The 14478-nt window shown below is 53.9% G+C and carries 7 protein-coding genes; 4 read left to right on the top strand and 3 right to left on the bottom strand.

The annotated features are described in order from the left end of the window. Positions 1 to 152: 152 nt before the first annotated feature. From MKZ07_RS13300 to MKZ07_RS13290, 3 genes are read right to left on the bottom strand one after another with little or no spacing between them, the layout of a single operon-like run. Positions 153 to 680 (bottom strand): phosphotransferase-like protein, encoded by a 528-nt coding sequence (locus MKZ07_RS13300; protein WP_036699520.1) that lies wholly within the window; start codon positions 678 to 680, stop codon positions 153 to 155. Between the two features lie 27 nt (positions 681 to 707). Beyond that, positions 708 to 2330 (bottom strand): response regulator transcription factor, encoded by a 1623-nt coding sequence (locus MKZ07_RS13295; RefSeq protein ID WP_341026095.1) that lies wholly within the window; start codon positions 2328 to 2330, stop codon positions 708 to 710. A gap of 39 nt (positions 2331 to 2369) precedes the next feature. Next, positions 2370 to 4187 (bottom strand): sensor histidine kinase, encoded by a 1818-nt coding sequence (locus tag MKZ07_RS13290; protein ID WP_235218541.1) that lies wholly within the window; start codon positions 4185 to 4187, stop codon positions 2370 to 2372. Between the two features lie 243 nt (positions 4188 to 4430). Here MKZ07_RS13290 and MKZ07_RS13285 point away from each other — a divergent pair, with 243 nt between their 5' ends. From MKZ07_RS13285 to MKZ07_RS13270, 4 genes are all read left to right on the top strand, one after another. Continuing rightward, positions 4431 to 5774: an ABC transporter substrate-binding protein gene (locus tag MKZ07_RS13285; protein ID WP_036699515.1), complete on the top strand. Its 1344-nt coding sequence runs from the start codon at positions 4431 to 4433 to the stop codon at positions 5772 to 5774. 148 nt (positions 5775 to 5922) lie between these two features. After that, positions 5923 to 6861, top strand: coding sequence for a carbohydrate ABC transporter permease (locus MKZ07_RS13280; RefSeq protein ID WP_036699514.1), 939 nt, complete (start codon positions 5923 to 5925; stop codon positions 6859 to 6861). A 15-nt stretch (positions 6862 to 6876) separates the two neighbouring features. After that, positions 6877 to 7716 carry a carbohydrate ABC transporter permease gene (locus MKZ07_RS13275; RefSeq protein WP_051493958.1) on the top strand — a complete coding sequence of 280 codons (840 nt, stop codon included), beginning with the start codon at positions 6877 to 6879 and terminating at the stop codon, positions 7714 to 7716. A gap of 85 nt (positions 7717 to 7801) precedes the next feature. Further along, a complete protein-coding gene (locus MKZ07_RS13270) occupies positions 7802 to 14458 on the top strand; it encodes an S-layer homology domain-containing protein (RefSeq protein WP_341026092.1) in 6657 nt (2218 codons plus the stop codon). Positions 14459 to 14478: the final 20 nt, after the last annotated feature.

Genomic DNA, 14478 nt, shown 5'->3' with positions numbered 1-14478 from the left:
AACAAGCTCCAGGTAAGTCTTGCTTTATTGTTCGGCTCTTTCTCTTCGTAAACGAAAGCCACAGCCCGTTATTCCGTTTGTACGCAAACAAAAAGGCTGCCTATAACGGCAGCCTCTCCACTTTTCCACATTATTACTCTATCTCATCCCTATCATTCTGCGGTACGCTCACTGAATAAATGCCCCACAATCAGATCCGCACACTCCTCAGAAGTGTTCACATGCGTGTTCACCTTGAAGCTATACCCGATGTCCCGGGCCATTAGCTTGTGCTGCTCCTCCGACTGGTCTTCACTCCGGTGCTCCCGGGCCAGGTTGCGCTGGCGGCAGATGTCCAGAGGACAGAATACTTCAACAATGGATAACGGGTATCCGCTGAAAATCTCCTTTACCTTCTCATAATGAGGCGCAAGTCCGGGCCGTTCCACGATAATGCCGTCAATCAGCACATGCTTGCCATGATCCGAGAATACTTTCGCAGTGTGGTACATCATGATAATCGCTTCGCTAAGGTACTTCCAGTAATCTTCACGCAGGTAGCGTTCCCCGATCGTTTCTTCAAACAGATCATTCGCTACCACATAAAAGAATTCCGGTGATCTCGCTTGTATGGCTTCGACTATTGAGGTTTTGCCGGAGCTGGTAACTCCGTTTAGAAATACGATTTGTCCTTTGTTCATTTGACTTTTCTTCCTTTCGTCCTTCGTTTAGTTGCTTTCTGTATTCCCTTCAATCTGCTGCATATAATCCCGGGGAGAGAGCCCGGTGACCTTCTTGAACACCTTGCTGAAATAGAAGGCGCTCTCATAGCCGAGCTTCTGGGAGATCTCGTAGATCCGGCCTTCGCCGCGGACCATCATCTCCTTGGCGGCGGTGATTTTGGTCTCTGTGATATACTCAACATAGTTTACTTTGGCGACCTTGGAGAACAGGTGGCTCAGATAGTTGGGGCTGAAGTTGAACACATCCGCCACCTGGTTGAGCGAGAGCTTGGTACCGAGATTTCTTTTGATATACTCCTGGACATTCTTGACCACCTGCTCCTTATAGCTCTGTCTGCGGGTGGCGAGCATCCGGACGCAGCCATCCCGGAACTGGACGAGCCAGCCGATAATCTCCTCAATCGTATGCATCTGGTAGATCGCCCGGTAGCCCTCCGGCTCCTGCTCGAAGATCTGCTCCACCATGTTCTCGCCGTCCGCTAGCAGGGAGGTCGCCATGTACAGAATGTTGCAGGCAGCATCGGTGGCGGGAACGAGCAGGTCGTCCCGTCCGTCGAAGCTCTCGATCATCCGGGAGATAATACTGTGCAGGGCGCGGGTATCCATTTCTTCAAAAGCTCTGCGGATCTCCAGCCGAGACTCTGAGAAATCAAACAGAAGCTGCTCCTGCAGCGGGGCTTCGCCTTCCGTGAAGAAGACGAAGGAGCGCTCCTTCACGGCGGCGGGCAGCGCCTTCCGGGCAGCGAGATAGCTCCCCTGCAGCAAAAACGGATCTTCCGCCGCGAAGCCGATCGCCCCGATAATGGTCACATTGAAATAATTATGCAGCACGGAAGCCATATCCGCCAGCAAATTCTGGATGTCAGGCATCCAGAGCTGCGGATCGGGTCCAGCAACCGGCAGAATCAGCGCGAAGTTACGCAGATCCAGACTGGTTACATAGCAGGCGCTAAGCGAAGAGAGCGTATCCTTCGCCATCTGTACCGTGCTTGAGCATAAGGCTACCAGCTTATCCCCGCGCGGCGGGACGGTGTCCGGCCCGAGAATACGGCAGGTACAGACCAGATAGGCCGGCGCGGAGAGGTCCACCTCCAGATCCTCCTTTTGCAGCAGATACTGGTTCTTGTTCTCGAACAGACCGCTTAACAGCCGGATGAAGAATTTATCCCGCTGGGCCTGGAGATTGCCGCGGTGGACCAGCTTCGGATAGCTCTCCATGGTCTGGTACTCCTCCAGCATACTAATGGCCCGGCGGATCGATTCGGCCAGCGCCTCCGGGGTCAGCTCCAGCTTCACCAGGTAATCGGTGGCCTGGACCTCAATCGCTCCGCGCGCATACTGGAATTCCTCATAGCTGGTCAGCATGATGAACAGCGGAAGCCGCCCGTACTTGCGGCGGACCGAGCCGGCGACCTCGAGGCCGCTTTTGATCGGCATTTTGATATCGCTGATTACAATGTCCGGGCGGAGGGTGTCGATCATCTCTTCCTCCTGCGCACCGTTGTGGGCGATGCCGACGATTTCAATGTTATATTGCTCCCATTTCAGCATGGACTGGAGTCCGATGCAGACCAGGGCTTCATCATCTGCGATTAATAATTTGATCAAGCTCATCACATCCTTGCTCAGTTTGCAGGGCGCCGGGGGCTATTCTCTCTGCCGCAAGGGCAGCAGCAGCTTCATCCTGGTGTAACGGCCGACCTCGCTCTCAATCGACAAGCCGTACTCCCTGCCAAAAGCAAGCTGCAGCCGCTCGTTCACACTGCGCAGCCCGATATTCTCCAGCATTCCCTTAGCCTCGTCCCCGGGAACGGTTAGGATGGTGGAGATCTGCTCCTCCTTCATCCCGACCCCATTGTCCTCGATCGTGATGAGCAGATCCGCGAAGCCGCTCTTCGTGACCCGGACCACAATATCGCCCCGGCCTTTGGGCTCGATGCCGTGGAAGATCGCATTCTCGACCAGCGGCTGGAGGGTGAAGCGCGGAATAAGCCCGGCGAGCAGCGCTTCCTCTTCAATCTCTGTGACCATGGTAACCGTGCTGCCGTACCGGTATTTCTGAATCAGGAAATAATCATCCAGCAGGCTCAGCTCATCCTTCAGCGGCATCAGCCGCCGGTTATCCTTGGCGATGCTGCGGAGCAGCCGGGACAGGGAGGTCGTCATCTCTGCAATGCCGGTGGCGTTCTGGATCGTAGCCATCCATTTGATCGAATTCAGGGTATTGTACAGGAAATGCGGATTAATCTGGTTCTGGAGCATCCGGTACTCCAGCTCCTGCTTCTGCTTCTCGTCTGCGAGCCGGCTGTCCATGAGGGCCACGATATCCTGGGACAGCCGGTTAATGCCCCGGCCGACATCGCCCAGCTCGCTGTTCCATTCAATACCCGAGTCCAGCAGGAAGTTGCCTTGGGCAATCTTGTCCATGCGTTTCTTCAACTTCTCCACCGGAAGGCTGATTGTGCGGGTCAAATACAGCGTAATGATCGCGCTTAAGACAAGCACGAGCAGACAGACACCGAGCAGGACGAGAATCCATATATTGCTCCGGGGCGCGAACTGGTCGCTGGACAAGGTCTGCGAGAGCATGACACCGCTGCGTACCGGATACGATACCACGATATGGCTTTCCCCATCATTCTGCATTTTCACCATGGACAGCTCGGTACCCGGGCCGACAGGCTTGTCACTGGTATAGGCTACCGGCTCATACGGCTCTTCAATGGCTTTGACCTGATCGCCGGTAAGCTGATAATGATGCTCGCCGAGCGTGAGGAGCAGCCGGGAATGCTCCGGCAGGGCATAGCCCTTCAGCTTGTCCGTAATGACGGAGGTATTCGCGAGCAGGTAGACGGTGCCCATCCGGGTGGCCCCCCGGCCGTAGATCGGGAACACAAAGGGAATTCCGTAGGAATTGGAGAGCGGGTCCTTAATGACCCGGTCCCATTGCTCTTCGGCCTCATTCGTCAGACCGGTGACTTGACCGATATTATGGATCGTTAGCGGAACGGAGGTGCCGAAATTCTCCACCTGCAGGAACTTTCCGCTGTTATCCGTGGCAATCAGGCGGCGTACATAGCTGTAGGAGCGGTTGATCCGCACATCGTCCTGCATCGCGTTGAACACATTCAGCGCCTGCTTGGGGCTGGCCTCCGCCGACCCGAAATATTCGGTAAGCAGGGTGTTCGTAGACGAGTTAGTGCTGCTGGTCATCGCCAGCGTAGTCAGATCAATCAGATCCTGTTCAATAATATGGGAGACGAGCTGGAGGTTGAATTCCGTCGCCTGGATCGTCGTTTTGCGCTGGTAATACGTAATCAGTTCGTAGCTGAACCAGGACAGCAGCGTGGCAATCAGCAGTGCAAAGGCGGTCATGAGCAGAATAATGCGGCTTTTAATAGTAGATTTACGTACCGTGGTGAACACTCCTTCATCTATAACTGGACCTATATAAAGCGTTTTCAACTACCATAGCATATTCCTGCGTTTCATTATAGAGTCAGGGGGAGAAGCTGAGAATTTTACAGGTTTCGGATAAGAAATTACAGGTTCGGGGCAGGCCGTGCGGAGAAAAGCACAGAATAGTGAATGAACTGTGTTTGATTTTGCATCCCCATCGGGTCTGAAAAGGCTTACACTTTGAACTAAGGCCGGATAAGCAAACGTGCCGGCTATGATAGACCATAAGAAGATAAAGGGGATACTTACATGAACTTGAAAAGATTCTACGGCATGACCCTTGCCACTGCGCTCTCCGTGAGCATGCTGGCCGGATGCTCCGGCAATAACAATACGAAAGACGCTGCTGCAACGGCCGCACCTGCTTCGGGCAACGCTGCAACCGCTTCCTCCGAACCAAGCCAGGAGCCGGTAACACTGAAATGGGCGCTGTGGGACTGGGAAGCGACTGCATACTACAAACCGCTGATCGATGCTTACAAGACTGCACATCCGAACGTAACTATTGAGTATGTGGATCTTGGCTCCACCGACTATATGACCATGCTCAGCACACAGCTCTCGGGCGGGGCAGATCTGGATGTCCTGACAATCAAAGACATTCCGGGCTACTCGAACCTTGTGAAGCAGAATCATCTGGAGCCGCTGAAGACCTACATGGGTGACAAATCCATCGATCCTTCGGTATACGGCGGTACGGTCGAGCAAATTGAAGTGAACGGCGAGGTGTATGCGCTTCCGTTCCGCAGTGACTTCTGGCTGATCTACTACAACAAAGCCTTGTTCGACAAAGCAGGTGTAGATTATCCGACCAACGATATGACCTTCGACCAATATGATGAGCTGGCCCGCAAGATGACCTCCGGCAGCGGTTCGGAAAAAGTATACGGTGCCCACTATCACACCTGGCGCAGCGCGGTTCAGCTGTTCGGTATCCTGGACGGCAAGAACACCGTGGTCGGCGGCAACTATGACTTCCTGAAGCCTACCTATGAGCGGATTCTGAAGGAGCAGGAAGATGGCATCGTTATGGATTACGCTACCCTTAAGACCTCCAGCACGCATTACTCCGGCGTATTCTACAACAACTCTGTTGCGATGATGAACATGGGCAGCTGGTTCATTGCCACCCAGATTGAGAAGGTGAAGAGCGGGGAATCCCAGTCGAAGGAATGGGGTATCGTGAAGTATCCTCATCCGGACGGCGTTGAAGCTGGGACGACTCTGGGAACGATTACTTCCCTGGCCGTTAACCAGAAGTCGAAGCATAAGGAAGCAGCTCTTGATTTCATGAACTTCGTAACGGGTGCGGAAGGCGCTAAGGTGATCGCTTCTACCGGTACGATTCCGGCGATTAAGAATGACGAAGTTATCAATTCCATCACCTCCATCGACGGCTTCCCGGCAGATGATAACAGTAAGGCTGCACTGAATACCGTTCAGACTTATCTGGAAATGCCGATTCATGAGAAGAGTGCGGACATTGAGGTTATTCTGAATGAAGCGCATGACAACATCATGACCAAGAACGCTACGATTGACGAAGGCTTGAAGGATATGAATGACCGTGTAGGCCAGCTTTTGAACAATTAAGGTGAACGTGTAACGTTAGTGTCCTGAAGGAAGGGCGGGCGGAGGCCCGCCTTCCATATAAATAGCGGACCTCACAGCACTCACATTAACAGGCATCGATGTAAATCCCACTTTACGGGGATGTTAGATAAGGTTTGGAGGAGAACGAATGCAGAACGAAACCATATTGCGTACAAATAAGAGCCCAAAAAGCCGGTTGTCGCGCGGACTCCGGGATAACCTGGTCGCGTATAGCTTTATTGCGCCGAACTTTATCGGATTTGCCCTGTTCACCCTGGTACCGATGATTTTTGCCTTTATTCTGGCGTTTGTGAAATGGGACGGGGCCAATCCGATGAAGTTCATCGGGCTGGACAACTTCTCCCGGCTGATCTCGGATACCACCTTCCACAAAGCCTTGTGGAATACGATTGTCTACACCATTGGTGTCGTGCCGCTGACCATGATCGTAGCGCTGGCGCTGGCGATTCTGCTCAATCAGAAGATCATGGGCCGTAATTTCATGAGAACGGTCTTCTTCTTCCCTTACGTGGCTTCGCTGGTAGCGGTTGCGGCGGTATGGAACTTCATCTTCAGCCCGACCATGGGTCCGGTGAACAACATCCTGCACCTGATTACCGGCATTCCGCTGGAGGACCTGCCCCGCTGGGCGGCGGATAAGCAGTGGGCGATGTTTACGGTAGTGCTTTTCACCGTGTGGAAAAATATGGGCTACTACATGGTCATCTATCTGGCCGGTCTCCAGGGGATTAACCCGGAGCTGTATGAGGCTGCTGAGCTGGACGGCGCAGGCCCGTGGAGAAGATTCCGCAACGTGACTGTGCCGCAGCTGGCACCAACCACCTTCTTTGTCCTGATGATTCTGGTCATCAACTCGTTCAAGGTCTACGATATCTTCATCAACCTGTTCGCCGGCGCGGATAACCAGCTCAACAATGCTACACGGGTCATGGTCTATCAGATCTACAACACGGCGTTCCGCTCGCTTGATTACGGATATGCCAGTGCCATGGCGATTGTACTCTTTCTGCTGGTACTCGGCATCACCATCGTCCAGTTCCGCGGCGAGAAGAAATACGGACAATAGGGGGATCTATAAGATATGGTTGGTAAAAGTAAAGGACTTAAAATCAGCTTAATGGTGCTTGTATATGCCCTGTTAATTCTGACCGTGCTGGCGATGCTGGTGCCGTATATCTGGATGCTGTCGTCTTCACTCAAGCTGAATAAGGATGTCTTCTCCTTCCCGATGCAGTGGATTCCGGCGAATCCGCGCTGGGAGAATTTCCAGGATATCTGGACCCGGATTCCACTCGGACGCTTCATCTACAATACAGCGAAATTATCCATTATTGTTACGATCCTGCAGCTGCTGACTTCCAGCTTCGCGGCGTATGCTTTCTCCAAGCTGCATTTTAGGGGCAAGAATGTGATCTTCCTGGGATACATCGCGACGATTGCGATTCCTTGGCAGGCTTACATGGTGCCGCAGTTCATTCTGATGCGCTATATGGGCTTGAACAATACCCACCTGGCAATCATTCTGCTGCAAGCCTTCTCGGCCTTCGGGGTGTTCATGATGCGCCAGTTCTATCAAGGGGTGCCGGATGAATTATGTGAAGCCGCCCGGATTGACGGACTGAGCGAATATGGAATTTGGGCGAGAATTATGCTTCCGCTATCCAAACCTGCGCTGTCCACGCTGACTATCTTCACCTTTGTCGCCACCTGGAATGACTTCCTCGGGCCAATGATCTATCTGACCGATACGAAGCTCAAGACCATCCAGATCGGTCTGCGGATGTTCATCTCACAGTACTCCGCGGAATACGGATTAATTATGGCGGCGAGTGTGGTGTCAATCATTCCGGTAGTGATTGTGTTCCTGGCGCTTCAGAAGTACTTTGTGCAGGGCGTTGCTGCTTCGGGAATTAAGGGATAGTGGATTGAGGTTAGTTGAGTAACAGCCTGGCAGTTGCAGCTTTTTGCAGTTTGCCAGGTATTTTTATACCCGAGGAGATGAGATAGTGAATAGAAAGAACCGCGTTAAGAAAAGGCTATTTTCCGTGCTGTTATCGACTGCACTTGTAGCCGGAATGTTCCCTGCACTTGGTATGCCTGTAGCCTCTGCGGCTGCCGCTGATCCGGTCTATGCTGCGGCTTATATGGGCGCGAAGTCGGCAGCAGGGACCACACTGCCAGCCAGTGTCCGTATTGGAGGACAGGAGGCGCCGGTGAGCTGGAATATCGGAGAAGATACCTTCGATGTGCCGTATGATACGGTGGCAGTTACCGGAACTGCAAATGGCGGCCCGGTTACCGCAAGTGTGGAAGTCATTCCGCCAGCGGACAGTCCGCTCGTCTACTTCGTGGACAGCGGCAGAGGAGGCGATTCTTTTGGCTATGGACCGGCTCCCTCACCACTGTATGAAGCGGTCAGAACACTGACTGGCAGTGAACTGCTTAACTCGTCGCCGGACCAGAAATATGTCGCTGGAACCACTGACTGGGGATTCGATGATTCCATCCATAAAGTAAAAAATTCTAAGAATGGCAACCTCACCGATCCCGCCACTGATCCAAGCCTATGGGTGGTAGGACTGCGCGCAGACCCTGCCAGCAACGATATTATCTATAAATTGAAAGCGCTTCAATCCGGAGTATATACCCTTAGCAGCGGTTTCTATGACTGGTACGGCACCCGTGACCGGGCCATTCAGCCACGGCTGGAATATGTGAATACGGCAGGAGTCGCCCAGACGATTTCTTTTACACCGTTCAACACGAACAAGACGAAGTTCATCTCCGGTGAATTTACCGTTCCGGGAGATATTGACACCAGCAGTTCGATGACACTAACCTATGCCAATGTCGGCGGGGAGAAGCCGATCCTTAGCTGGTTCGCTGTTGCCAAGGGCGCGATCAAGCAGAAGTTAGACAATGCCCGCGAGACGGCTGCTTCTACGGTCCGAATTCAGCTGGACGGCAAGGACATCAAGGACGGGAATGTTAACGGGCTGACCTTCAAGGGCTTCGGCGTACTTAGCGGCAACAGTACTAGCGCCCTGCTGATGGACTATAAGTCCGAGCAGCCGGAGGCCTATGCGCAGCTGCTGCAGATTCTGTTCGGGGGCGACCGCCCCTTGATCGACCATGTCAAGATTGAGATGGGCAATGACCGCAATAACTCTACTGGTCCCGACCCTTCAACGATGCGCACGGAAGATGAAGAGGCCAATGTAGCCCGGCACCCCGGCTTCCAGCTTGCGGCCGATGCCAAGGCTGTCAATCCGGCGGTCAAGGTAAGCTTCCTGCGCTGGAATGCTCCGGCTTGGGCTAACAATAACGACAAGATTTATACCTGGTACAAGAAGACCATACTGGCTGCTTACCGCCAGTACGGCTATATGGTGGATTATGTGAATCCCCATATCAATGAGCACGCGCCGGATCTGGCCTGGACGAAGGAGTATGGCGAGAGGGTCAAAGCGGATGCGTCAGACTTCAAGGATGAGCAGGAAAAGGAACTGTATCACAGCATCAAGCTGGTTATTTCCGATGAAGTAGGCATCGGCTCCTTCGGCGATGCGCTGGTGAATGACCTGTCACTGCGGGAAGCTGTGGCCGCTGCCGGGTATCATTACAACACCGATGACGACAGCCAAGGCAATTTCAAGCGGCTGGCGGATGAGTTCGACAAGGAGATCTGGAATAGTGAAGCACAGGCCACCTTCAGTAATTCGGCCTTCCGTCCTCACAATAATATGAAGGACCCTTCTGTGCCCGGGACGGGGATCGGCGGCACCGGCGGACCGCTGGAGATGGGCAATACCATTATTAAGGGCTTTGTGAATTCGCGCCGGACGCATTTCATCTATCAGCCGGCGATCGGCTCCTTCTATGAAGGCGGGCAGTACTCGTTCAAGGAGCTGCTCAGCGCACGCGACCCGTGGTCGGGCTTCATTCATTATGACGCGGGACTGCTGGTCCTGAAGCATTTTGGCGGGTTCGCCAAGACCGGCTGGGAGAACGAAGACAATACGGCAGGAATCTGGCGGGCCGTTCCCCAGGCGAGCTACACCGGAGCAACCGGCACGAACCCCGTAAGCGGGCGCAACGGAACTCCGAGCTATATGACCCTGGCTTCACCTGACAAGCAGGATTTCTCGACGGTGATTATCAATGACAGCGAGGTTGAGAAGATCTACAAGCTTAAGGCTGTCAACATGGCCTATACCGGCAATCCTTCCTTGGAGATATGGGAGACCCGTGCGGCGGAGTCAGGTCATGCTTTTAACAGCAACTATATGAAAGATATTGGAGATGTTCAGGCAGACGGCAGCGGTGTGTATACCATCCGTGTGAAGCCGTTCTCTATTCTCACTGTCACCACGCTGGATAACCGCAATAAGGAAGGGTTCAGCACACCGCTTCCGGTGGAAGGTGAACGCACAGTGCTGGATACCGATGTCACCGGGTCGGTTCAGAATACAGAGGATCAGACGCTATATGCGGATGACTTCAATTATGGCGGCCGGAGTGTTCCTGTGATCGGAGAGGGCGGACAGATCACTGGTGTGCAGAGCTATGTCAGCTCTCGCGGCGGGCCTTACAGCGTCATGCCGCGTTATACGCAGGATCTTAACGGAGCGTTCGAGGGGTATCTGGTCGATGGCACGGATAACTATGTGCTGCGGCAGCAGCTGGACCAGACGACCACCGGAGTAGGAGGGGCCTGGAATGGTGGTGACCCGGTTACTGCTATCGGGGATTACCGCTGGACCAATTATAAGGCGAGTGCCGATGTGTCTTTTGAACAGAATAGCACGTATGGAGGGAACAATTACGCAGCGGTTGGAGCCAGATACCAGGGCGGACCGCAGACGATTAACGGCACCCCCTATGCGCTCAAGTTCTGGTTCGATGGCGGTTGGCAGCTACTGTCCAGCGGGACCGTTGTGGCCAGCGGCAATGCAGCAACCGGCACCGGCGGTGTGAAGATTCCTGATTTCAATACGGCATATGACGTGTGGCATAACATTGCCATTCAGGTAGCTGGTGACACGGTCACTGCATATCTGGATCAGGTGGAGCTTGCCTCCTATACCGATTCGAATGCGAAGCTATCCGGGCGCGTGCAGCTCGCCAGCGGCTTCTATCATGTCCGCTTCGATAATCTGAAGGTAGAGAAAGTAGATGGTCACACCCCTTATTACTCCGAGCAACTGGATAATCTGGAGATGACTGATCTGGCAGAAGTCCCTCGTGCGAAGCTGGTCTATGAAGGCAATTGGGCCCATGAGAATGGAAAAGGCATGTATGTCTATCAGCGTTCTCTCTCTACCAGCCAAGGCGCTGGTGCGGTGCTGAAGTATACTTTTACCGGCACGGGCCTTGATATTCTGGGGCCGAACGACGGATCAGCGAAGCTGGAAGCCGTGGTGGACGGTGAGACGCTGGTAGTCTCGGGCGCTGCGGGCGCAGCGAAGGAGCTGTACCAGACTTTCACGCTCCGTGGACTGAATTACGGTGAGCATACGGTTCAGATCAAGGTGCTGAGCGGAACCCTCGCTGTGGATTCCGTAGCGGTCATTGGCGGGGAAGGCGCAGGCAACCCGGATACAGCGGAGCTTAAGCAGGCGGTGAGTGCTGCTGTTGCGGTCAGCAGGGAAGACGACTACCCGGAGCAAGACTGGAGGATGTTCAAGAATGCCCTGGATACCGCCCAGGCAGCACTGAATGATCCGGTTCTCTACCGGCTGGACCAGGAAGGGGCAACGCAGCTGGCGGAACGTCTGTCTTCTGCCCTTAATCTTCTGCTGTTGGGAGATGTGAGAGAGCTTGCGTCCATTCCAGATAGGGCTACCTACGCAGGTCAAGTGCCGGAGCTTCCGGCCAAGGTAGAGGCCACACTTGCAGACGGTACGACCACACAGGTGGCGGTGAAGTGGAATCTCGATGCGGTCAGCTTTGATACTCCATATGAACGGGTAGCGGTCACCGGCACCTATGGAAGCCTGAAGACCATTGCCTATGTTGAAGTGGTTCCAGCGGGGCTGGTGTACTTCCTGGACATGGGTCTTGCCGGAGATAGCGACACCCCGCCGTATACAGCCATCCGGGATCTCGCAGGCGACAGCCTGCTGAATCACAAGGCGGATCAACTGTCCACAGGGGATACTGTATGGGGACATACGAATACAGGCACAAACTATAGTGTCAAAGGGCTGGGCGGGGATGTAGTCACCACCAATAAAGCCCAGACCGGAGTGTACAGCTCGAATACGAAGAATACGCCGCTGGTCTATAATCTGCCTCTGAGTGCTGGCAAATACACGGTTACTTCCTATCATCTGGACTGGTGGAATAACCTGAACCGGACGATGGATATTACACTCAGCTATCCTGACGCTGAGGGAGAGATTGTGACCGAGACGGTGAAGACAGGCATTGTTGCCGGTGCGGGCGGGGCGGGTGTTCAATACAATTTCACACTGCCGGTCAACGGTACGGTGAAATACTCGGTGAACAATACGTTCAGCCAAGCCTCGCTAATCAGCTATCTGGCTGTAGCAAGAGATAAGACCAGTGTGGACAATGAGCAAGCTGTTGCTGAAGCGAAGAGCATAATTGAAGGAGCGTCTTACAGCGTCAAGAAGGCGCAAGCGAATAGTGAAGAAGCTGTACGGAGCTGGCTGGCGCAGACCATTAGCGGGATGCCGGGCTTCAAGGGCACCGGGGTTACCCTGGGGGACATTACCTTGTCTGCCTTCCAGGCAGCCACTGAGGATACAGAGGGCAGCTTCACTTTCTCGGTAACCCTAAGCAAGGGAGAAGCAGCGGCAGAAGCCACTGCCAGCGGAACAATCACACTGCCGGTAACGGATACGGTTCCGCCGGTTATTACCCTCATCGGCGAGGCGACAGTCAATCTGCCAATCGGTGCAGAATACACCGATGCCGGAGCTACGGCCTATGATGATCAGGACGGAGATATCACTGGCCGTATTACGACAACGGTGACTAGTGAAGTTTATGGCTTGACGGAGCTGGATACGTCCAAGGAAGATATCTATACCTTCCATTATAATGTCACTGATAAGGCAGGCAACACAGCTGCTGAGGTAACCAGACGGGTCGTAGTTGCGCTGGACCCGGATGTAACGAAGCCGGTAATTACTCTGCTGGGTGAAGCAACTGTTCAATTGGAAAAGGGTGCAAGCTATGCAGATGCCGGAGCTACAGCGGCGGATGATCGAGACGGTGATATTACAGAGCGTATCGTCGCAACGATTACGCAGGGTGGGGAGACAGTGCCGGCGCTGGACACTTCGGCCTCAGGCAGCTATGTCTATCACTATAATGTGACTGATACAGCAGGCAATGCGGCTGCTGAAGTGACAAGAACGGTCACAGTAAGAGAAGAGGAGCTGCCGCCGGAAGTGAATCCAACCAAGGCGCCAACTCCGGTACCGACAGCAACACCGGCTCCTGCAGAAGTGCCAGTATGGATATCAGCACCGGCTGCAACGCCTTCGCCAACAGTAGCACCATCCCCTTCGCCGCAGAAGGAGAAGGTTCTTACAGCGGCTGATTTCCCGGCACTGGCTGGTGGGGCTATAACCGTTCAGCTTACAGATGCTACAGAATCGGTACTGCTTCCAGCCGGTTTAGCCGGAATTATAGGAGAGAACACCCTGCATCTTGCCTGGCACACATTTACTGTTGATCTGAGTCCGGAAGTGCTGAAGAGCATCCGGGAAAAGACAGCCGGTGCTGGAGGACAGCCAGAGGGAATGGCAATCCGGCTCTCCGCAGTGAAGACAGCGAGAACAGCTGCGGAGCAGCTGATCAATAACCCTGCGCTGAGCGGGTCCGTCCGGTTATCGGCGGCAAGTGATGTGATCCGCTTTGGCCTGGAAACTGTTGCTGCGGATGGAACTGCCGTACCGGTCGCAACGTTCAAGGAGCCGTTGACGCTTACCTTCACGGTTGATCCTGGTGCTAACCGCAGCGTACTGGGTATCTACTATATTGCTGCCAATGGTGCCCTTGAATACATGGGCGGCAGGCTGACAGACAGTAAGCTTAGCGCCGGAATAAGTCATTTCAGCCAGTATGCGGTACTCGAATATGACAAGACATTCTCGGATGTCAGCAGCAACAGCTGGGCCAGCGGCGTTATTAAATCTATGGCTGCGAAACATATTATTGAAGGCATCTCCAGCTCCGAGTTCCAGCCGCTAGGGGAAGTCACAAGGGCACAATTCGCCGCGATGATTGCACGTGCGCTTGGGCTGAAGACGGGAAGCCCATCCATATTTGCTGATGTGGACTCGGGGCTGCGGTATGCCGAATCCGTAGCGGCAGTGAATGAGGCGGGCATCGTGCTTGGACGCAGCAAGGACGCCTTCGCTCCGAATGAACTCATTACCCGTGAGGAGATGGCAGTAATGATAGTCCGGGCATATGAACATTTGAAGGGAAGCAAGAGCAGCAGTGAATCAGCTTCCAGTTCGTTCAGTGATCATACCCTGATTCGTGACTGGGCTAAGAATGCTGTAAGCACCGCTGATCAGGCAGGGCTGATCAAGGGACGCGGCAATCAGCAATTTGCGCCGCAGGCGACTATGACCCGCGCCGAGAGCGCACAGGTCATCTTCAATCTGCTGGAGCATATGTAATTTCAAACTAACTATAAAGT

The organism is Paenibacillus sp. FSL P4-0338 (assembly GCF_038002365.1).
Lineage (GTDB): Bacteria > Bacillota > Bacilli > Paenibacillales > Paenibacillaceae > Paenibacillus_AQ.
This window is presented reverse-complemented; position numbering and strand designations above follow the sequence as displayed.